This is a genomic window from Chryseobacterium sp. YR221, assembly GCF_900176315.1.
Taxonomy (GTDB): domain Bacteria; phylum Bacteroidota; class Bacteroidia; order Flavobacteriales; family Weeksellaceae; genus Chryseobacterium; species Chryseobacterium rhizosphaerae.
On the sequence record NZ_FWXM01000002.1, the window covers coordinates 638,701 to 661,263 of the forward strand.

General features: G+C 33.8%; 23 protein-coding genes. 21 read left to right on the top strand and 2 right to left on the bottom strand.

The window, feature by feature from the left end; translation table 11 throughout:
* The first annotated feature begins 124 nt into the window (after positions 1-124).
* The 14 genes from B8967_RS07825 (at position 125) to B8967_RS07885 (ending at position 15,615) form a co-directional block, all read left to right on the top strand.
* Positions 125-817, top strand: coding sequence for a DUF2490 domain-containing protein (locus B8967_RS07825; RefSeq protein WP_047493255.1), 693 nt, complete (start codon positions 125-127; stop codon positions 815-817).
* Positions 720-2,123: a CitMHS family transporter gene (locus tag B8967_RS07830; protein ID WP_410493780.1), complete on the top strand. Its 1,404-nt coding sequence runs from the start codon at positions 720-722 to the stop codon at positions 2,121-2,123. The genes B8967_RS07825 and B8967_RS07830 overlap by 98 nt, the downstream gene beginning before the upstream one ends.
* A gap of 91 nt (positions 2,124-2,214) precedes the next feature.
* On the top strand, positions 2,215-3,444 hold the full coding sequence (locus tag B8967_RS07835) for a cation:dicarboxylate symporter family transporter (protein WP_084085567.1): 1,230 nt from the start codon (positions 2,215-2,217) through the stop codon (positions 3,442-3,444).
* A gap of 73 nt (positions 3,445-3,517) precedes the next feature.
* Entirely contained in the window at positions 3,518-4,240 is a 723-nt protein-coding gene (locus tag B8967_RS07840) for a DUF3108 domain-containing protein (protein WP_084085569.1), read from the top strand.
* Positions 4,241-4,413: 173 nt separating this feature from the next.
* On the top strand, positions 4,414-4,548 hold the full coding sequence (locus B8967_RS22705; protein WP_262484685.1) for a hypothetical protein: 135 nt from the start codon (positions 4,414-4,416) through the stop codon (positions 4,546-4,548).
* 173 nt (positions 4,549-4,721) lie between these two features.
* Positions 4,722-5,000 carry a co-chaperone GroES gene (groES, locus tag B8967_RS07845; RefSeq protein ID WP_045500963.1) on the top strand — a complete coding sequence of 93 codons (279 nt, stop codon included), beginning with the start codon at positions 4,722-4,724 and terminating at the stop codon, positions 4,998-5,000.
* A 118-nt stretch (positions 5,001-5,118) separates the two neighbouring features.
* Positions 5,119-6,744 carry a chaperonin GroEL gene (gene groL / locus B8967_RS07850; RefSeq protein ID WP_047493244.1) on the top strand — a complete coding sequence of 542 codons (1,626 nt, stop codon included), beginning with the start codon at positions 5,119-5,121 and terminating at the stop codon, positions 6,742-6,744.
* A gap of 160 nt (positions 6,745-6,904) precedes the next feature.
* Positions 6,905-8,344, top strand: coding sequence for a ligand-binding sensor domain-containing protein (locus B8967_RS07855; protein ID WP_084085571.1), 1,440 nt, complete (start codon positions 6,905-6,907; stop codon positions 8,342-8,344).
* Between the two features lie 215 nt (positions 8,345-8,559).
* A complete protein-coding gene (locus tag B8967_RS07860; protein ID WP_081989169.1) occupies positions 8,560-9,015 on the top strand; it encodes an NTF2 fold immunity protein in 456 nt (151 codons plus the stop codon).
* 310 nt (positions 9,016-9,325) lie between these two features.
* Positions 9,326-10,192, top strand: a complete 867-nt coding sequence (locus tag B8967_RS07865) for an alpha/beta hydrolase family protein (protein WP_228406079.1) — start codon at positions 9,326-9,328, stop codon at positions 10,190-10,192.
* Positions 10,193-10,452: 260 nt separating this feature from the next.
* On the top strand, positions 10,453-11,409 hold the full coding sequence (locus B8967_RS07870) for a hypothetical protein (protein WP_084085575.1): 957 nt from the start codon (positions 10,453-10,455) through the stop codon (positions 11,407-11,409).
* 550 nt (positions 11,410-11,959) lie between these two features.
* Complete coding sequence (locus B8967_RS07875; protein ID WP_084085577.1) at positions 11,960-13,207, top strand: PIN-like domain-containing protein; 1,248 nt, start codon at positions 11,960-11,962, stop codon at positions 13,205-13,207.
* A gap of 793 nt (positions 13,208-14,000) precedes the next feature.
* Positions 14,001-15,215, top strand: coding sequence for an AAA family ATPase (locus tag B8967_RS07880; protein ID WP_084085578.1), 1,215 nt, complete (start codon positions 14,001-14,003; stop codon positions 15,213-15,215).
* Positions 15,196-15,615: a hypothetical protein gene (locus tag B8967_RS07885; protein WP_084085579.1), complete on the top strand. Its 420-nt coding sequence runs from the start codon at positions 15,196-15,198 to the stop codon at positions 15,613-15,615. Before B8967_RS07880 ends, B8967_RS07885 begins: the two co-directional genes overlap by 20 nt.
* Positions 15,616-15,715: 100 nt before the next feature.
* On the opposite strand, the gene B8967_RS07890 is transcribed toward B8967_RS07885, so the two are convergent.
* Positions 15,716-15,940 carry a helix-turn-helix domain-containing protein gene (locus B8967_RS07890; RefSeq protein WP_084085580.1) on the bottom strand — a complete coding sequence of 75 codons (225 nt, stop codon included), beginning with the start codon at positions 15,938-15,940 and terminating at the stop codon, positions 15,716-15,718.
* 520 nt (positions 15,941-16,460) lie between these two features.
* Between B8967_RS07890 and B8967_RS07895 the strand changes: the two genes are divergently transcribed.
* On the top strand, positions 16,461-17,012 hold the full coding sequence (locus tag B8967_RS07895; protein ID WP_084085581.1) for a hypothetical protein: 552 nt from the start codon (positions 16,461-16,463) through the stop codon (positions 17,010-17,012).
* 254 nt (positions 17,013-17,266) lie between these two features.
* Here B8967_RS07895 and B8967_RS07900 read toward each other — a convergent pair whose 3' ends face one another.
* Complete coding sequence (locus tag B8967_RS07900; RefSeq protein WP_084085879.1) at positions 17,267-17,614, bottom strand: winged helix-turn-helix transcriptional regulator; 348 nt, start codon at positions 17,612-17,614, stop codon at positions 17,267-17,269.
* 82 nt (positions 17,615-17,696) lie between these two features.
* Between B8967_RS07900 and B8967_RS07905 the strand changes: the two genes are divergently transcribed.
* From B8967_RS07905 to B8967_RS07930, 6 genes are all read left to right on the top strand, one after another.
* Positions 17,697-18,206, top strand: a complete 510-nt coding sequence (locus tag B8967_RS07905) for a dihydrofolate reductase family protein (protein ID WP_084085582.1) — start codon at positions 17,697-17,699, stop codon at positions 18,204-18,206.
* Positions 18,207-18,598: 392 nt separating this feature from the next.
* Positions 18,599-19,144, top strand: coding sequence for a hypothetical protein (locus tag B8967_RS07910; RefSeq protein WP_084085583.1), 546 nt, complete (start codon positions 18,599-18,601; stop codon positions 19,142-19,144).
* 471 nt (positions 19,145-19,615) lie between these two features.
* Complete coding sequence (locus B8967_RS07915) at positions 19,616-20,221, top strand: DUF6928 family protein (RefSeq protein ID WP_084085584.1); 606 nt, start codon at positions 19,616-19,618, stop codon at positions 20,219-20,221.
* A gap of 244 nt (positions 20,222-20,465) precedes the next feature.
* On the top strand, positions 20,466-20,696 hold the full coding sequence (locus B8967_RS07920) for a T9SS type A sorting domain-containing protein (protein WP_179140042.1): 231 nt from the start codon (positions 20,466-20,468) through the stop codon (positions 20,694-20,696).
* A 70-nt stretch (positions 20,697-20,766) separates the two neighbouring features.
* Entirely contained in the window at positions 20,767-21,435 is a 669-nt protein-coding gene (locus B8967_RS07925; RefSeq protein ID WP_143330484.1) for a hypothetical protein, read from the top strand.
* Positions 21,436-21,455: 20 nt separating this feature from the next.
* Positions 21,456-22,550, top strand: coding sequence for an MFS transporter (locus B8967_RS07930; protein ID WP_084085880.1), 1,095 nt, complete (start codon positions 21,456-21,458; stop codon positions 22,548-22,550).
* Positions 22,551-22,563 lie beyond the last annotated feature (13 nt).

The window sequence follows — 22,563 nt, forward strand, 5'->3', positions numbered from 1 at the left end:
AATATAGCATCTTTTTTACGCCAGATTGCAGTTCACTGATAAAAACAGTCATTGATTGAAAAATAAATTCCCGGCTTCTTCTTATAAATATATTTGAGACATCGGGATATTAATCAAATCTTACATGAAAATTAAATTACAATTAACTATCATCATACTACTGGGATTCAGCAGGCTTGCCGATGCACAAAGCCGTGATAACTACAATATGTGGTTTCAGTATTTGATGTCAGCAAAACTGACTGATAAAAGTACTTTGACAGCACTTTCTCAATACCGTTCTTTTGATATGGCTTATGATACAAGGCTTTTCCTGGTCTCCGCCTATGTAGATTATGAAGTAGCCAATGAGGTACGCCCAGCTGTAGGAGCCATGTTTTTGGTCCTGGATTCTTACCGGTCAGACGACTCTAAAAAAGAAAGGTATGAGAAAAGGCCTTTCCAGCAGGTATCACTGGGAGGGAATATAGGAAGAACATCTATTTCTCACCGTTTCCGTGTGGAAGAACGTTTTATAAGCAATCCGGATGAATTTATCGTAAGACTACGCTATCTTATTTCTCTGAGAATTCCTTTCAACAGAGCCGGAGAAAAAGAAAAGCTCTATGGTATTCTGAAAAATGAAATCAGGATGAATGTAGTGAAGGAAGATCCATTCGACAGCAATCGTCTGACAGCAGGAATAGGTATAAAAACCGGAAAGAATTCCGCAATAGAAGTTGCATTTATCAACCAGCTGGAAACCGGATCTACCAGCAATTACGCCTATATCGGCTATAGAAACAGCTTCGACTGGAGAAAAAACAAAAACAAATAATCTAAATACACTCATTATTATGCTTACATTCCTTGGGTTTCTGATGATCATCATCTTTATGGTGCTTATCATGAATAAAAAAATGACTCCACTTACCGCTTTGGTGATTATCCCTGTCACAGTGGCATTATTTGCTGGTTTTGGGCCTCATCTGGGGGAAATGATGAAAAACGGAGTCAAGGAAATAGCTCTTACGGGCGTTATGCTGATCTTTGCCATACTTTATTTCAGCTTAATGATAGACACAGGGCTTTTTGAGCCGTTGGTGAATCTCATTCTAAAAACTGTTGGAGATAATCCTGTCAAAACCACTATAGGAACAGCTATTCTTACTACATTGGTTTCATTGGACGGTGACGGTTCTTCTACCTATATTATTGTGGTGGCTGCCATGTTACCCCTGTACAAAAAGCAGGGAATAAATCCACTCGTCCTGACCTGTATTATCATGCTGGCCGGAGGAATTATGAATATTCTTCCATGGGGAGGCCCTACAGCCAGAGTAATGAGCTCTCTGAAACTGGGACATACAGAAATTTTTGTTCCGATGATTCCTATTATGGCGCTGGGGATCGCCTGGGTACTATTTGTGGCCTATATTCTAGGAAGAAAGGAAAAGAAAAGAATTGCAAAACATGGAAAATATACCCGTTATGAAGCCAGTGACATTACCGGCGAATCGGATCCTAAACTCCTACGCCCCAAACTGATCTGGGTAAATCTTGGTCTTACCCTCGTTCTTCTTACCGTTATGATTTTAGATATCGTACCCTTGGGAATAGCCTTTATGATTGCCTTCTGTATAGCTTCTGTCATCAATTATCCCAAACTGAAAGACCAGCAGAAAATCATGTCCAAACATGCAGGAAATGCTTTATCGGTAGCAGGAATGATCTTTGGAGCAGGAATTTTCACCGGAATTCTTAACGGATCCGGTATTATGCAGGCAATGGGTAACAGCATGATAGAAATTGTTCCTAAAAGCTGGGGAGGTTATTTGAATATTATCACGGCTGTATTCAGTGTTCCTCTTACCTTTTTCCTGACCAATGACGCCTACTATTTTGGGATATTACCCATTGTTGAAGCTACGGGACATCAGTTGGGCATTGCTCCCGATATTCTTGGGAGAGCAAGTCTTGTGGGGCAGGCTTCCCATTTGCTAAGTCCTTTGGTTCCTTCTACCTATTTATTAGTATCCCTGGCGGGGGTAGAATATTCAGACCATCTGAAATATACCTTAAAATGGGCTATCGGATCTTCGGTAATCATGTTGCTGGGCGCTCTCCTTCTTGGAACTATCTGATCTTATTTTTTTATAATTATTAAACTCCAACGTTATAACCAATGTCCTAAGTTTATATATTTGTTGTATAAAGACAGCCTATTTTTTCCAGATGAATCTCTTACAGTCTCAGAAAACATTTACCGGCAGGTATCTGAAAAACCTCACCTTATATGTATTCACGGCCATTATAGGCGGGGTACTGATAGGGCATTATGCTCCGGAAATAAGTATAAAACTGGGCGTGGTAAGCCGGTATTTTTTCATCATTCTGGAGACGATTATCCTTCCCATTATTTTTATGGCAATTATGTACGGGATATGCCAGCTGTCTGATATTAAAAATGCAACACGCATCGTATGGCAGACCATTTTATATTTCCTGGTCATCAGCTCAATAGCTATTGTACTGGGATTTATCTTTGGCTCCATCATGCAGCCGGGCGCTGACACAGGTATTAATACCAGCAGGATCAATACTTCCCTTCCCAAAACTTTTGAAATAAAAGACGGAAAATTATCCACCATTTTATATCTGAATAGGCATGGTCTGTTTCTTATTCTATCCATAGTTCTGGGAATATCCATGAATCTTTCAAAAGGAAGGGATCGGTTTTTGAAACTGCTGGATCAGGGACTAGGTATTTTTTACACGTTCATCAAATATCTCTACCTTGTTCTTCCCATTATCATCTTTTGTAATATTGCTTACGGAGTGGCTATCTATGGGATCAATACCCTGTTGCCGCTTAGTAAAGTGGTAGCTACAGTATACCTGGCAGACATTGTATTTATTTTCGGAATACTAGGATTGATCTCCTACCTGTTCAAATTCAACCTGTTGAAATTCCTGCTTAATATAAAAGAAGAAATTATCCTGGTCATTACCACCTCGACTTCCAAAACAGCATTCCCCTTAATTTTTGAAAAAATGGAATCTGAAGGCTACAGCAGGAAGATTTTAAGATTTATTATTCCTTTAGGCTATAACTTTAACCTGGCAGGAGCCTGTATCTATATTTCTGTAACCTGTTGTTTCCTTGTTCAGTTTTATAATATATCACTGACGATCAATGATTATATCTGGCTATTTATCATTATTTCTTTCACCTCAAAAACAGCTTCTGGAGTTCCCGGTTCCGGATTTTTAGCCCTTATATTTACCCTGAACAGATTTGGAAAAATACCCCTTACAGATTTAGCCCTTCTTTACAGTGTAGATCGTTTTATGAATGAAGCCAGATCAGTCACCAACTTTATTGGCATTGCAGTGGCCGGGGCCATTATTTCAAAATTCAACCAGCAGCAGAAAAAAAATTCTACCATGATTTCCACAGACTAACCCATCATGAACATCAAAGCTTAATCAAAGTGTAACTTTTTGAAAATCAACACTACTTATCAGCAAAAAAGCTATGAAGACATTTCTCATCCTTTTGCTCATAAGCAGTACTCATTTATTTTCCCAAAAACTGCTTACTCCATCCAATAGTGGTATTGATCCACAACTGATACAGGACGAAACATCCGAAGCAGTATGGTACGCTGAAAATGCCGGCCAAAAAATAGAAATCGGGAACATTACTACCCAGATTAAAAAATTAAACGCAACAGATCTGCTCATTATGACGACCGTAAAAATGAAGCAGACTCCCAATACCCATTGGGTAGATTCCACCCTTGTGAAAACGGCCAGCCTTCAGCCGATACGTCATTCCTCTTTCAATATGGCCCGCGATATGGCTTTTACCTACCACAAAAACAAGGTAACCGGATATTATCTTGATAAGAAAACTCAGAAAAAAGATGATATTGACATGCCCGCTACCCATTATTTTGACAGCAGCAGCTATCCGACACTGATCAGGTTTCTTCCCTTGAAAGAACACTACACTGCAGAAATTTCCATTTTTGATTATAATCCCAGTGCGGTAAAGAAAGGAATGATGAAAGCCTACATCCAAAGTGTGGAAAAAGGAGATTATCAAAGTAAAAAAGTATGGATCGTAAAAACCGCTGATGACATTACAGAAAAAAGTACGACTGTAACCTATTATATTGATCCTGAAACAAGGAAAATCCTGAAACAGGACATCGAATCGGGAACAAGAAAAATGTCAATGGAAACAATAAAATAAATCAAAAATAAATCCTTTAACAACTGATAACCAAATCATTATTTTTAAAAAAATAAAAAAAACATATCACACATTAAGGAAAAATATTTATATTTGATCTGCTAAAACACCAAATGTCAAAAACCTGATTGACGTTAAATGTTCAGGAATCGTACACTTTAATATTATTAACTATGAAAAACGCTAAATTATTAAGCAGAGATGCTCAGAAATCAATCAATGGCGGAGCGGCAGGACGCTTTTGCTGTGAATACAACTACAAAGGACAATGTATCCTATGGATTGGGCCTGGACAATATTGTCCATAGTATAACCAACTCATAGTGTTAGATAAAAGCCGGAAGATTTTCCGGCTTTCTGTTTTTATTTTTCTGCCAAATTTTCACATCCTCCCATAAAAGTCTGCCATTTCATCCACTGACCCCTGATGGCATACATTTAGAGAATTATACTACAGAAATACTTAAAAAATAAATATATTATGTCAGTAAACTTTAAACCATTAGCAGACAGAGTTCTAGTAGAGCCAATTGCTGCAGAAACTAAAACAGCTTCAGGTATTATTATCCCGGACACTGCAAAGGAAAAGCCGCAAGAAGGTACTGTAGTGGCAGTAGGTCCTGGTAAAAAAGATGAACCTACAACTGTTCAGGTAGGTGACAAAGTTCTTTATGGAAAATATTCAGGTTCTGAATTGAAATTGGAAGGAAAAGATTACTTAATTGTAAAAGAAGCTGATTTATTGGGAATTATCGGGTAAGATGCTGTATGTTGTACCATGTAAAAAGTACAATGTATTCTTCACTGATTAAAACAAACATTTAAAAGAAAAAACAAGTACAATGTACATTATACATTGTACATTAATACAACTAAACATGGCAAAAGAAATAAAATTCGATATTGAATCAAGAGACGCTTTAAAGAGAGGGGTTGATGCATTGGCTAATGCAGTAAAAGTAACTTTAGGACCTAAAGGGAGAAACGTAGTAATCGAAAAATCTTTCGGTGCTCCTCACGTTACTAAGGATGGTGTTTCTGTAGCAAAAGAAATCGAACTTGAAGACAGAGTAGAAAACATGGGAGCGCAAATGGTAAAAGAAGTTGCGTCCAAAACTAATGATATCGCAGGAGACGGTACTACTACCGCTACTGTTTTGGCACAGGCTATCGTAAGAGAAGGTCTTAAGAATGTAGCTGCTGGTGCTAACCCAATGGATCTTAAAAGAGGTATCGACAAAGCAGTAACTGCTGTTGTTGAAAACCTTAAATCTCAATCTAAAACAGTTGGTGATTCTACAGAAATGGTGAAGCAGGTAGCTTCAGTTTCTGCGAACAACGACGAAACTATCGGATCTCTGATCGCTGAAGCTTTCGGAAAAGTAGGTAAAGAAGGGGTAATCACTGTAGAAGAAGCTAAAGGTATCGATACAACTGTAGATGTTGTAGAAGGTATGCAGTTTGACAGAGGATACCAGTCTCCATACTTCGTGACTAACCCTGAGAAAATGGTAGCTGAGGTAGAAAACCCATACATCCTTTTAGTAGAGAAGAAAATTTCTTCAATGAAAGAATTACTTCCGGTTCTTGAGCCAATTGCACAAGGTGGTAAGTCTCTATTGATTATCTCTGAAGAAGTGGAAGGTGAAGCTTTAGCTACTTTAGTGGTAAACAAATTAAGAGGTTCTCTTAAAATTGCTGCTGTAAAAGCTCCAGGATTCGGAGACAGAAGAAAAGCAATGTTAGAAGATATCGCGATCCTTACTGGTGGACAGGTAATTTCTGAAGAGCAAGGTTTCACTATGGAAAACATCTCTTTAGATATGCTTGGAACAGCTGAGAAAGTAACAATCGATAAAGACAACACAACAATCGTAAACGGTGGTGGTGATGAAGCGAAAATCAAAGGAAGAGTAGCTCAGATCAAAGCTCAGATGGAAACTACAACTTCTGACTACGACAGAGAGAAACTTCAGGAAAGATTAGCTAAGTTAGCTGGTGGTGTTGCTGTACTTTATGTAGGAGCAGCTTCTGAAGTGGAAATGAAAGAGAAAAAAGACAGAGTAGACGATGCATTACACGCTACGAGAGCAGCTGTAGAAGAAGGTATCGTTGCAGGTGGTGGTGTTGCTTTAGTAAGAGCAATCTCTGCTTTGGAAAACCTTACCGGAATCAATGCTGACGAAACTACAGGTATCAAAATCGTTAAGAGAGCGATCGAGGAGCCATTAAGACAAATCGTTGCTAACGCAGGTGGTGAAGGTTCTGTAATCGTTGCTAAAGTAGCAGAAGGTTCTGGAGACTTCGGATACAACGCGAAAACTGACGAGTATGTTCACATGCTTGAAGCAGGAATCATTGACCCAACTAAAGTAACAAGAGTTGCCCTTGAAAATGCAGCTTCTGTATCTGGAATGCTTCTTACTACGGAGTGTGTAATCACTGAGATTAAGAGCGCTGAACCAGCTATGCCAATGGGTGGTGGAATGCCAGGAATGATGTAATAGCGTGTCGCTAAGACAATTTAATATACTAACCGCTCTATTTTATAGGGCGGTTTTTTTCTTTTACAAAAAATCCAATGGGCTTTTGCTTGAAACTTTATTCACAATTGTAGTATATAGACGTAATGCGTAAATTTGGACGTTAAGAAAAAACAGAACCATGAAAAGAATTATACTTTTATTATTGACACTATTTAGTTTTACATTAAGTTATTCTCAAAATCTTTATCCTGAAAAATACAAAGATTGTAGTTTAGTTTCCTTTTGTCTTGATTGTGGAGAAACTAAAGCTAAGCCTCAAAACTCAATAATAGATGAATTGTTGAATAAATTTGATAAAAAGAGTTTGAGCAAAATAACAGGAAATATTGAAGTCCAAATTTTAATTAACGAAAATGGAAAACCTTGCCTGCTAAGTTCATTCAATCAAACTAATATCTCTTCAAAAAAATTAGGGTTACAGAATGCAATAAACTCAACATCAAATTGGGAACCAGCGATTTCACAAAATAAAAAAACAAATAGCTCTGTTTCATTAATTTTTAAATTTGAAAACGGTAACCTTTCTGCAAAACGTAAAGTTTTTGATTTTAAAAATCAATCCAATGCAAAATCTGTTGGAGCTCCTGATATAAAAGGTACAGACAAAGAAAAACTCTCAAAAGACTGGACTGTATTCACTCAACAAAACTCAGAGTTACCCTGGGATATGACAAGAGCTGTCGCTAATGATTTAGACAATAATATCTGGATTGGAACAGATAACGGAATTGTAAAAATAAATAATGGCAAATGGGAACATTTTAACTCAAAAAATACATTAATCTCCTCTCCTCCTTATAATAAAAATGAAACTGTATCAGTACGGGATTTAGAAGTTGACAAAAATAACAATAAGTGGTTTGTTGCTGATTGGGATGTTTATAGATATGACAATAAAAACTGGACAAAATACGACTCAATCAATTCTCCTATCAACTGGGCAAGAAAAATATTTGTTGACCACTCCAATAATGTATGGTTTACGTCTTGGAATGGTGTAGCAAAGTTTGACGGAAAGAATTGGTCTGTAATTAACAAACACAATTCACATCTCCCAACTGATAAAACTCTTGGTGTTTATGTAGATAAAAAAGATAGAATTTGGATTGGGACATTTGAAGGAAACGTAATTATTGAAAATGGCGTAACAAAATCGTTAAACGAGAAAAATTCACCTTTATCAAAAGCATACATTTCAAAAATCTATGAAGATAAAAAAGGAAATTTATGGTTTGACTTATACAACGGCAAATCAGATGACGCTGGAATTTATGTATTAGATTTACAACAAAAATGGACAAGGATAAACCATCCAAATCGTAAAATGTTCAGTGAAAATACAATCAATGATTTTTATTTAGATGAAGAAAACCAACTGTTATGGATAACATTAAACGGAGTAGGTGTTTTAAGTTATGACACAAACTCAAAAAAATGGGAAACTTACACTAATGAAAATTCAAACGTTCCAAGTATTCATTGCGAGAGAATAACGAAAGACAAAGATGGTTTGATTTGGATTGCGACTTATGCTGGAGTCATTAAGCTTAATAAATAAAAATATCATCTGCTAACAAAGAAATCACTGACCTAAATAAAGTAACAAGGGTTGCTCTTGAAAATGCAGCTTCTGTATCTGGAATGCTTCTTACTACTGAGTGTGTAATCACCGAAATTAAGAGCGCGGAACCAGCTATGCTATGTCTATAATATTTACACAATGTGTAAATTTGGAGGTTAGCTACAACTTTAGACCAGACATCGCTTAACAAAATGGACTTCGACAAATACATAGAAAATACTTTGCCAGACACTGACAGAACATCAATGGACACCGTTATTGAGTTCGTAAAAGTTTATAACAAATGGGCTAACGACTGCCATAATTTGGTAAAAACAGACCGAACTAAATTAGATGAACTTACAAAAATGGATAGTATGGCAAGAAAAATTTTGCAGAGCATTTACAACAAATATTGCACTTCAAAAAATAGACAATATCATAGGACCCATACAGGTTATTTTTTCTATGGTGGAACTTATCACTCAAGCTCTGAAATTGTAATTCATACAGAATTAACAAAAAATAAAGTAGAAATACAAACAGCAAAAATTAAAAACATAGCAACGTCGAAAAAATATATTGTAGTTAAACAAGGACAAATTTGGAAAATTGACACCGTTGAAAGTCTAGCAGGGAACAACAAATGGACATCTGATACTTTATAAATTTTTGACAACAGAAATGACGAGGATATTTACTTTTATCCAATTTCTTGGCTAAAAATTGGGTTGGTAATAGTTGGGAATAACGTTCCCTGACTCCCCACTACAACAAGCCCTAAACCATTAGTGACAATACTCATTTAAGAGCTCCGAACCAGCTATGCCAATGGGCGGTGGAATGCCAGGAATGATGTAGTCTTAACTACCATTTATAAATTAAAACCGCTCTATAAAAATAGAGCGGTTTTTTTGTATTATATTTGATAATTAACCATGATCTATGAAAATCAATTTTTTTTCTAACTTATATATTTTGCTATTATTAATAGCTTTGCCAGAAATGGTATTTTCACAATCGGCAGACGTTACCATTCAGGATGTAAAGTTTGAAAGTCAGGGTATCACTCTTGCAGGCTCCATTGTAGAGCCTAAAAAACCGGTTGCAGCAGTTGTAATTGTTCACGGGTCCGATCCGGTAAAAAGAGAACTGGAGTTTGCAAAACGTCTTGCCAAAGAAGGCATTGCTGTATTAACCTATGACAAACGTGGAGTTGGAGAATCCGGAGGTGTGTATGTAGGGCCGTCTGTTGGCACGAATAATATTGACCCTGCTAATCTTAATTTATTGGCTCAGGATGCCAATGCAGCTGTACAAACATTTGAAACCTATTTGAAAGATAAAAAAACACCCATTGGATTAGTGGGATTCAGTCAGGCAGGATGGATCATCCCTATTGCTGCAAGCAAAAATCCGCAAGTTGACTTTATGGTGTTATTTAGTTGTCCTACCATTACCACTCTCGAGCAACTTCGATTTCAGTTTTATACTAATGGAAACAATAGTTTTTGGGAAAATCATACAGAAGCAGATGCCATTGAGCATACTAAAAATGATCCGGACAAATATCAATTTGCAGCGACTGACCCAAAAACTTATCTGAATACCCTCTCAATTCCCGGGCTTTGGCTTTTTGGTGAAAAAGACATACAGATTCCGGTAAAGTTGTGTATAGAACAATTGAACACCCTTAAAGCGCAAGGCAAGCCTTTCGAATATACTTCTTTTCCTAAGCTGGGACACAATACTTCCTCCAGCAATGATACAGCTCCTGTTGATACTGCTGTACAATGGATACAACAGAAAGCATTGAATAGTAAAAAATCTAAAGCTTCAAAATAAAACATCTGTTCACATGTTTAAAGCAGATCCCTTCGCTACCGTGCGATTGTATCGTGTGGTTTTGAGCTTTTAGATTATATCATTGGAAGTTTAATTTGTAATATTTAAACCACACGAAAGGATTCGTGCGGGAGCAGGGGGAAATAGTACATTTATATTTTACATTTAATGATTAATAAATAGATGGCTAAAACCAAAACAACATTAGCGCAATGCGTAAATTTGGATGTTGTACGATATTTGACCGAAAAAAATGAAAAATGAAAAACATATTAATTTTTGCTCTAATTTTTAATTTTTCATCTTGTAAAGCACAAGAATTTGAAAAATTATCTGTTTCAAAAACAGATAATTCCGAACTGTACATTAATGATGATGATTCTACAGAATTATTTTATTATAAATATGTACCCAAAAGTAGTATTAAAGGTGTTTTAGTGATTATTCCTTCTGGTGGAGAACTCGTTGAAAATACATTAAAACAAATAACTCTGCCAAAAATAGCAGTTGAAAAAGGAATTATGGTCATTGTTCCATCAATCAATTGGGGAACAGATAATCGAGAAGCAGAATTCAAATTACTGGATAAAATTTTCAGTGAAATTGTCGCAAAGCATAAAGTACCGAAAGATAAATTTATAATCGGGGGCCTTTCAAGTGGCGCAATGATTTCTTTAACTTACGCTGAAAAGGCAACTAAAAATCCGGAAAAGTTTTTTCTAATGCCCAAAGGAGTTTTTGCCTTAGACGCACCTTTAGACCAAGCAAGATTTTATAAATATTGCGAAAGAGAAATCGAAAGAAATATTTACAAGCCTGCAGTAGAGGAAGCAAAATGGATAAAGAATAATTGGGACAGTATTTATGGAGGATCTCCAGATAAATTCCCAGAAAAATATCTGGAAAATTCTATTTATTCTTATGGAGCAAAAGATGGCGGAAACGCAAAGTATTTAAAAAAAATGCCTCTTTTAATGTTTACTGATTTGGATACAGATTGGTTAATTGATCAAAGACATCGTGACTTACATGATTGGAATGGAATTGATATCATCTCAATGATAAACCAATTAAAAATAATGGGAAATGAAAATGCTAGAGTAATAGTTAGCCAAGGAAAAGGAGTTCGATTAGACGGAACGAAAAATCCACATTCCTGGTCAATTATGGATTCCGAAGTTTGCCTGAATTGGCTACTAGAAACATTGGAAAAATAAAAACATCGCACAACAGGCGTTTGGCTAGATTGCAAATTTTGTAGTAAATCCACGTTTACAGTTCGCAAAAAATTTCATCTTTGATAGAAAACAATCGGTTGTGTATAGAGCAATTGAACACCCTTAAAAGCGCAAGACAAGCCTTTCGAATATACTTCTTTTCCTAAACTGAGCCAAAATACTTCCTCCAGCAATGATACAGCCCCTGTTGATACTGCTGTACAATAGATACAACAGAAAGCATTGAATCTTCAAAAATCTAAAGCTTCAAAATAGAGCATCAGTTCACATGTTTAAAGCAGATCACTGAAGTGGAGAGCACTGAACCAGCTATGCCAATGGGTGGTGGAATACCAGGAATGATGTAACACAGCGTGTCGCTGAGACAATTTAATATACTAACCGTTCTGCTTTTGTAGGGCAGTTTTTTGTTTGAATTATGGTTTTCCGTAAAGAAATTCTTTAATATTTTAAATTAGTATTAAAAATAAATAGTGAATATATATATTATAATTTAAGATTGTTTAAATTTGTATAATTACTAATAACTATGAATAAAATACCTTTTTACCAAATTGAAGAGGAAAAAGAATTATTTGAGAATTCCGTAATTTTTTTTGATACATCTTCACTCCTTGATATGTATTATTTTACAGATGAAAATCTATTAGAACTGCAAGATAAACTATTCAGACCCCTTAAAAGTAGACTCTCAATAACTCACCAATCTGAATTTGAATTTTTAAAAAATAAAGAAAAAGTAAAATTAAAACCAATAGATTCATATAGTAATTTAATAAGTAAAATAAAAGGGAAAAATGATGGTGGTCATATTGAACAAATTCAAAACTCAATTAAATCAATAGAAACTAATTTGAGTAATGAACTTAGGGGGCATGTCCAAACTTTACAAGAAAAAGTATCAACAAATAATAAACATCCTTTTATTAAGGATATAGATTTTTCAGCTTTTGAATCAAATATAAAAGATTTTGAAAAGCACATTGATGAGTTTAAAATAAATTTTGATTCATTTAAAAAAGAAATTATTGAAAAAGTTGAATTACAAAAAAAAATATTTGTGGATACTGAAAATGACAAAATTCTTCCGTTACTAGATATATATTTTACTGTAACCAAAGAACCAAGCTTTGATGAAATTAGGAACTATATTACAGAGGGAGAATTTCGATATAGAAACGAAATTCCACCGGGCTATCTGGATGAAGATGAAAAAATTGGTTTTCAAAAATACGGAGATTTAATTTTATGGAAGGAAATTCTTCATTATGCAAAACATCATAATAAAGATATTATTTTGGTTATTAATGATGTCAAAGAAGATTGGTGGTACTATGATGACAAAAAAAATAAATCAGCCCCAAGGTATGAGCTATTAAAAGAATTTAAAGATTTCACAAATAATAAGTTTTGGATGTATGAAATGAAAGATTTTCTTTATAAAGCAAATGAATATATTTCTACTTCAATAACATCTGAAACTATAAATAACATAGTTGCAATCTCAGAAATGAATTCTATACCTTTCCATGACATACAATTTTCTGCAAGTAAAGAAGATGAGGAGTCATGGAGAATAGAAAGACTTGATAGAGTCGCTTTATTTTATTCAAAAAATATTTCTAAAATAAATATTTTCAGTCTTCATGACCACAAAGGAATTCTATATGTATCTTGGCATGAGGAGCCTAATGATATAGAAAAAAGAACTATTGAGCTAGCATGGATGAATGAAGGTGAGTTAGAAGGAAATGTAGAACATGAATTACTAGAATAAAACAAGCTAGCAAAAAATCTTTATCAGAAAGATCTACCTGCTCAAAGTTTTAACTTTACACTAATAAATCTGTATGAGCTAGGAAACTTCGGATAACAAAATTATAATTTTTGTAAATATTCATCACATTAATCTGGTGCCAATAATAATAACACCAGAAGATTTAAATTCAAGTTACTTGTATAATGAAAAGTTTAATAACTATACATTTGAATTAATTACTAATGTAGAAAATCAACCTAACAACAGCAACTTATTAAGATGTGAAGTTGACAATTTGGTTGTCATAAAACTACAAAATTGTCAAAAATGACTCATTATTATCAGCTATTAGATTAAAGGTTGAAAATATAAACGGTGAAGATTACTATGTAATAAATAAAGTAAATTCAGCAATTAAAAAAAGGATACGCAAAATTTCTATACGAATATTGCTTTACAAATCTTAATCTACCTGTTATTTCTGACAATATACAAACAAGACCAGGCTCATATAATTTGTGGCAATCACTCTTGATTTATTCTAGCGAAAAATATAAAATTTTAATATTTAATACTGAAACCAATAATAAAATGACACACTCCCACACCACCGCACGATTGTATCGTGTGGCTTTGGTTTGTGATTACATTATTAGAATGTTTAATTTATAATATTATATACCACACAAAAAGACTCGTGCTGTAGCGAGGACCCTTAAGACCATTATGGTTCAACACTAACATAAACTTAATAAAATACCAAAATTTTGCAAAAATTAAGTTTTATTTATACCTTTGAAAAAATATCTAAATGCTAATATCTTTTAAATTTAAAAATTTCCTTTCATATAAAGATGAAGTTCAACTTCTAATGAGTAGTGTTAAGGCATTTAAAGAGCTAAAAAAAACTAATACATTTATTAAAAAAGATTTTGAATTACTCAAAACTGCTGCTATTTATGGCTCAAATGGTGGAGGTAAAAGTAATTTTATAAAAGCAATGGGATTTATGAATAAATTAATTCATAATTCATTTGCTGATTCTTTAAAGAAACAAGAAGATAGATTTGATTATAATCTTCAATTTAGACTGAATAGTACATCTGAGAAAGATCCTATCGAAATGGAAGTTGTCTTTATTAAAAATAATATAGTTTACAGATATGGATTTCATATAAATAACAATATTATTACTAAAGAATGGCTTTTTCAAAAAAAAGAAGTTGAGACTCGTTTATTTGAAAGACATCTAGATGATTTTCATATAAATAACAATAGTTTTTCTGAAGGAAATAAATATAAAAAAAATATAAATGATAATGTTTTATTTTTAAGCTATTTAGCACAGAATAACGCTCCTGTTTCTTCAGAAATATTTGAGTGGTTTTATGGAATTAATGCTACTAATGCTCTTAGTAATGACAATTATGAAAAACTAACAAAGTCTCTTCTTAAAGAAGATTCCAAATTCAGAATTTGGTTAAGTTATGCTGTTAAATTTTTAGCTATATCAAATGTAGAATTAGATAACGAAAATAATATTTTGACTTACCATAATAAATTTGACAATGATAATTTTATTATTGAGTCTATTCCATTTAATTTAGATTATAATGAAAGTCAAGGAACTATTAAACTGGTTTATCTACTTGGAGCTATTTATCACACTCTTATAAATAATGATATATTATTTATTGATGAATTAGATTCAAAATTACATCCAAACTTAACTAAAAAAATAATTAGTTTTTTTCATCAATTTAATAATAATTCACAATTTGTATTCACACTGCACGATTCAAATCTTTTAGATAGAACAGTGTTTAGGCGTGATCAGATTTGGTTTGTTGATAAAAACAAATTTGGTTCATCAGAATTATATTCTTTATCAGATTTTGATTCATCAGTAGTCAGAAGCACTTCAGACTACAGAAAAAAATATTTAGAATTAACTTTTGGTGCCGCAGATTCAATTGAGATTTCTGAACAATTAATAAATCTAATTTATGACGAAGCTAAATCGTAAACAAGGTAATAGGTCTGCGGTTGAAAAAAAAGCCTCAATTTCTTTTTGCTTTTCAAAACTAGACAGGAATCAAGGACAAACTATTAAAGAATGGGAAGAAAAGGGACTTTTGTCAGTATTAATAACTAGAACTCAACAAATTGGAAATCATTTATATCAAGAAGCACTTGCGAGTAAGCTAATAAAACAATATACAAAAGTAGGATTTCCTCCAGAATCTAAATTTAAACCTCCCAATCATGTAAGTCCACAATATTGGGCAGTTATACATATAACTCCTAATAGTAGAGAAGTAGTTGCTGGATATATTGATGAAAATGTTTTTTATATCGTTTTTTTGGATGAAGAACATAAATTCTGGCCTACGAATATACAGAACAGAGGAAAAAATAGAAGATGATAATACTTACCCTGTTGCACAAAGTCTCCTAACTTTGAGCCAATAAAATCAATCTATTTAAAACAAAGCTCCAAAGTCTTCATACTTCGGAGCTTTGTTTTCATTCTATTTTAAAATCGAATAATTCTTGAGGATGAACTTCTAAGCCTTTAGCTAATTCCTGTATTGTTGAAATTCTTAAATCAACTTCTCCTTTTTCAATTTTGCTGATATTACTATGGTCTACATCACATTTTTGAGCTAACTCCCGATAGCTTAATCCAATCTTTTTTCTAAATTTTTCAACTCTTTTACCAAAAGCTATTCGAAACTCAATTCTATCCATTGCAAAACCATTATCAGAGCAATTTGGAAAGATTACAATAAAAAAATGTAGTTGAATTAACCTACACTCGAGAAATTATATTATATTTGTACAATAAGCTACAATAAATGTAGCTTTGCGATACTTCAAAGAAATATAGAAGCTATTGCTTAGAATCTCGACTTGAAAACTGGTAATTTAAAAGTACACGAGAGGATAAGTAAAAGGCTCACGACCTAGGCGTGAGCTCTCTTATCTGTGTACAGGTATACCAGTACCTCAAGTCGGATATTGTAGAGCCTCATGCCGTTTTTATTTTATGCAGTTCCGCTTTTCTACAATCATCTTTTTCTAAGCCTGCTTTACAATATAAAGTATCATGATACGGTACAATGGGGTGTACAATCCATTGCGGCTTTCGGGCTTTTAGAAAACACAAATTCTATTATATTCATTCGGCTTGTATAGACAGGAAGTTCAGACATTGCAGGTCTTATCTCTTTACTGCCGGGTAAAATCGTACAACAAAAAATACACACTCATGAAAAAAACCAGAACAGAATTTCAATCCCGGCTTGGGAAAGGCCGGAAGAAACATTACGGCTTACAGCTAATGGAAACATTTTTTCAGCTCAATGATCTGGCAGCATCCAAAGAACTTTTAAACAGCATTATGAGCTATGCCCTTAAAAGAAATAGCTGGATAAAAGAAGATCCGTCCGTCATTTATCACTTTCATCAGGCGATGCGTTCATTCATCCGTACAGGCTACTTCATCATGCTGAAGGAAAAGAAATTGGTGGTCAATACTGAGTTGAAAGGGGTTTCTCCGTTAGTTTTTGGCTTGCTTTCAGAGAAAGAATACCAAAATCCTCTGCTGGTTTTTAAAAAAGCATTCAGAGAATACAGCATCAAGGAATTTGATTATTTTATTTCCGGGATGGTTTATTTCTCAATGGGAATCTATGACAAACTACCAGAAAGGAACATGATAAACCCATATATTCATCTGATTAAAATGCTAGATGCAGCGTATCTTATTGTTGATAGGAGAGGAAAAAATAAAACTTCAAAATTAAAAAAGATGATTTGATGTAGCTCAACTTCTTAATTATAAGTCTGTTTAAACTAATCACAAAAGTTCTTATTTTTAAAACACTTTAGTACACTTTAGAAAGTTTAAAATAATACAGCATAAAAATACATTGAAGAAAAAAATCAAAGATTTTTCTAAACTTATGTGGGCGTATTCTGCGCCAGGATATCCCCTTAAGCACCCTTAAGTGTTTCAATCTTTTGTGTCTTTTGTGGTTTAATAAAAAAGTTTAAACAGCTTTTATATAAAAATCACTTCTCCTTTATTTTCTTTCTATGCTTCAAGCCAAAATTAATTAAGGCATTGACAACATCTTCAGTTTCTTTGGCATGTGTGGTAAGTGCATACGAAACTGTAACAGGTTTGGTGTTATTAACCGTTCGGGTAATCAGTAAATTATCTTCCAGTTCCTGCAGCTCTTTGGACAGAACTTTCGGACTTATTCCCAAAGCCATTTCCTGCAAATCTTTGAACCGCATTGTTTCGTAATTATATAAATTATGCAGAATGCAGAATTTCCACTTGCCGCCCAATAGTTCAATGCCATCTTTAAGAGCCAAGATTTTTTCTTTATTGATGTCATTTTTTTTGATACTCATAAAATAGTTACTTTCCAAAAGGTAATGGATAGTAAAGGTAAAGTTTCTTTCAGATAATTTTATCCTGTAAAAAAAATTAAAAATGAAAGTAACAGTAATTGCCAACATTTCGGCTAATGGTAAAGTATTATTATCTGATCATCCACATCATCAGTTGCCACCAGAAGCAATGGAGTTTTATTTAGAATTTGCAAAAAAAGTTGGGAACCTTGTCATAGGCTTGAAAACCTTTGAAAGTTTTTTAAATTTCCCCCGGGAAGTCAAAGACCATTTTAACGGAATAGAAATCGTAATACTCTCTGAAAAACCCTACGCATCAAAAGGCTACAAAACTGTTGAAAGCCCCGAAGAAGCTATTGAATATATGTCAGAAAGAGGGTTGCACGAAATGGCAGTTGGCGGTGGAACAGGTGCTTTTAATGCCTTTATAGACAAAGATTTGGTAACAGACATTTATTTTAATATTCATCCATTAATCACAGGAGTTGGCGGTGTTTTAGGAAACAGCAGTGAACTGAACTCAAAATTTAAACATAAAGAATATAACCTTAAAGACGGTTTCATTCAACTGCATCTAAGCAAAGAAGACTGAATAATAACGATCTAAAAAAGGTGAATACAGTCTCAGATATATTCTTGACAAAAAAAACAGGAATAACCAAGATCAATTATTAGCATTACAATCTGTCTATTACCAGACACAAGTATAAAAAGACCCCCCGCTACCGCACGATTGTATCGTATAGTTTTGGCTTTTAGATTATATTATTAGAATGTTTAATTTATAATACTTGAACCACACGAAAGGATTCGTGCGGTAGCGGGGAGAGAAAAAATAAAAATAACGAAGCCCTGTAAAGCCTCCCGGCTTCGAATAAGTAAAGTAAAATCCATTTACTCTCTCATTTTTATCCCCAAACTTTCCTTTATCTTTGTTTCAACAACAGTCTGATCAGTGTTGACGATGTAAAACCAAAACAAAATATGGCAACAAAAGAAGAATTCTGGGACAGAAAAAAGAAATTAAATGATGATTTTTTCGTGATGGGCTCCGTGGCCAATCCTGCAACCGAAGAACAAATTAGAAAATATGAGGAAAGCACAGGCTTTACCTTTAGTGAAGATATTAAAGATTTTCTGACCACATTCGGATCCTTAGTTTTTGAAGTCAAAGAAGAGATATGGAAACGTCCCAATGAATTTGATGTTCTTCCAAGCTGGAAATTCGGGTACGGCTTTTTTGTGTTTGGACTTTCGCAGGACGAAGAAATGCCGTCATGGATGGGATTTGAAGAAAAACATCACGAAGCCCTTGAATATAAAGAAAAGCCACTGGGGCAACTTTTTTTCAAACGCAGTGGAAATCTCTACCGGGCATATACCGACAACGGGATGATAAAAGTTGAGTATGACAAATATGACGAGGAGGATTACGAAGTATTTGAGGGAAATATTTATGACTTCTTAATTGAGGAAATTAATAATTTAGAACAAGATTACCAGGAATATATCAACGAAGGAAAATCATAATCTATTTTTTTCACACAACCTTTTAACATGAATCACAATAAAATCCGAAGTCTCTCCACTTCGGATTCTTTATCATTACCCCTGCTACCTCAAGATTGTATCGTGTGGCTTTAGCTTTTAGATTATATTATTAGAATGTTTAATTTATAATACTTAGACCACACGAAAGGATTCGTGCGGCAGCGGGGAGCTTACCGCAATATACCTGAAAGAATATCGTCAATCCATACATTCATCTGACTAAAATGCTGGATGCTGCACACCTTATTCTTGAAAGTCGAAGAAAGAACTAAAAAGCGTTAAGCTGCTCAAAGTCTAGTATGATCGTTGTTTTACATTTAATTCTACGTCATTGATGAAAACAATCTAAAAATATTAACACAATTGGATCTGTTTTATATTAGAGCAATATGTAAATTTGGATATTATCTGCCATTTTGCAGAACGTACAAACTGACAAAAAAATAAGATATGGGTTGGAAAGCATCAGCTATAATAATTAATAAACCGACACAGGTAGACAACGAAACGCTACTAACAGAGCTAGGATTTAATAATCTGACAAGAATAGAGGATGAGCCTTTTGAAGTTGCTATTAATCCTGATGACAACAAGGTTTATATCGGTTCATATAAAAACAACTTATTGGTTTGTGCATCCGGCATTCCAACGCAATTTTTTGACGAGAATGAAACCCCAATCGAAAAAACATTCAACCGGATTTTTCCAAATTCTGAAATTTGTTCAATAGTATTACATAGTGCAATTAACCTGTGGGGGTATTCAGTGACAAAGAATGGAAAAAAAATAAGAGCAAGAGCAGGCAATTCAGATGATGGAACATTTGTGGAGATTGGTGAGCCGCTTGACGAAGAAAAAGAACTTTTAAGTAAATCTAAATTAGATGAAAACGGAAATAAAGTTTATGTATTAGACGAATTTCCTGACGAAACATTTAGTGAAGATCAGGTTGGAGAAAACTTTGTTTTTTTAATTTGTAAAAGATATTTTGATCAAGAACTCGACAGTGCACACGATTTGCTCTTTAAAACAACTTTAACAGGATACCAGTATTGAAAAATCGAGCAAGATGAAACACAACCTTTTTAACAGACAACAGAAGAAAAAGCTTGGTTAAAATTTTAGTAATCAGACTTTTATGGCCTATTCTGATACCACAACCAATAAGGTACAGCAGTTATCCTCCAATATGATTCCCAGAAGACACTCTGACGTCTTTTAACCAAATCAGCTATTAAAAATACAGGTAGCAGATATCAGTGATAGTACACTTGCCAATACAACCAGTGAAAACCGCGTATTGGAAACAAAAGTTTATACCAATGCACATAGAGACGGTTTTATCATCAGCAATAAAAATAACAGCAATCAGTTTGTATACACGGTTTACTCCACAGATGGGAAGCAGGTCAGTAAAGGTTTTGCCTATTACAATAAAACGATAGATCTGTCCAGAGTACAGCCTGGAAATTATATTTTTAGTTTTAAAAATGAGAAAGGGATTTTGCAGCAGGTTAAAATTTTCAGATAATACCCCTAGATGATAAATTGTGATCTGGAAACAAATTTTGAGTAATAAAATCATCTTTAAATTCTTAGATTTGAAAACTTATAACTACACTATGACTGCTCAGGAACTTGAATTATTATTATCTGCAAGAGTTCAAACATTTGATCTGAAAAAGACAGCATTCGAGACTCTTCATAAAATACTCTCAGAAAATCCTGAAGATGCAGTTGGTGGTTTTGAACTCAATGAAATCACCTTACAGTTTGACGGATATCAATATCTGGTCAACAAAAGATATAGTGGTCCAATTATCAGAACACGCATAGGCCTGTATGTGAAAAACGAAATTTATCTTAGTGATCTGGAACCCATCGGTTATTACGAGCTTGAAACAGATTTGGATGGCGAAATTATTGACGATTGGTTTATCATAGAAAGTGAAAAGTATATAAAAGACATTGATATCATTTCACATTTTCAACACATGCATCAAAAGATGCCGCTTCAGTATTTGAAAAGAAATCATGTTCAGTATAAATTTATCTCCTACATTTCCTTAGTAGGAACATTATTCATAAGCAAAGAATTTCAGGGAGCAGGAATCTTTATTCACAGAGCACAACTCTTTTTAGAAACAGATTCACCCTCACTTAATGAAGTTTATTTAAAGGAGTCAAAGAAATTTCTGAAAATGATAAGTGATTATCTGATAGAAAATAATCTGATATCTGAAGAGTTGAAACAAAAATTAACCCAATAACCTTGGTCTCAAAATTACAAATGGAAGATATTTTTAGAAACTACGAAAAAACAATATCCCGAAAACACAGCATTGGCTTTACACCTAAATATAAAGAAGAATTCAGAACATTTGTGAACGAAGCTCTTTTCATCGCTATTGCAGAAAAAACATTTGAAAAACTAGGTTGGGATCTGGTGTATAAAGACGATTATAATGTAGAAGCAAAATATAAAGTTACAGGTTGGATAAACGGGCGTTGGACTGAAATTATTACAGCGAACTATAAGAATGGTAATGTTTCAGTAAAAAGTGAATCCTTAGGAAACGAAATATGGGATAATGGGAAAAATTCTAAAAGGGTTAAACTATTTATTTACGCTTATCAGGAAACCTTAAAGACTTTTAATATACAAGCACTTAAGGATCTCGAAAAGGAAATAGAAAAGAAAAACAATTGGGATGATTATATCATTCCTGAAACCCTACCACAACCTAAGCCAACAAAAACTCCAAATATAACATTACCAATTATTGGTGGCATATGCATTTCCTTGATAACTGGTTTTTTGGTCGCGCTGCTTTCGATAAAAGGGGTATATTTTATTGGATTATTTGAATTCCTTGTGGCAACAGCTCTTGTCTTTGTAATGAAGTATGTACTTAGATTCTCAAACTATACTGATTTTAATAAGTTACAGTATCTGTTTGGTGCAATGATACTTTTAACCTACATTTCAAACCAATATTTCCAATATGAAGTTATTTTGAATACAAATAATCTTGAGAGAATTGGATTTTTGAATTTTTTACACATAAGATTTTCACAAGGTTTTATAATAAACAAGATAAAGACCGGATGGATTGGATGGATTGTTAGCTGGATTATACAGCTTGGGTTAACCGGTATTTTTGTATATTTCAAACTAGCTAATGCGCTTACAAAATATGTTATTGAAAGAGTACCACCAGAAGTAGTTGACTTTACATTTTATCATCTGTTAAAAGATAAGTCAGAGGAGGAAGTCAGATCCGAGCTTGCTAAAAAGGGATGGTCGGATATACAACATCAAAATGAAGCTTTTGAAGCAATTGGAGGTCATCAAAATGTAGTAACATTGAGAAGGGTTAAGTAATGCTAATTAAAAC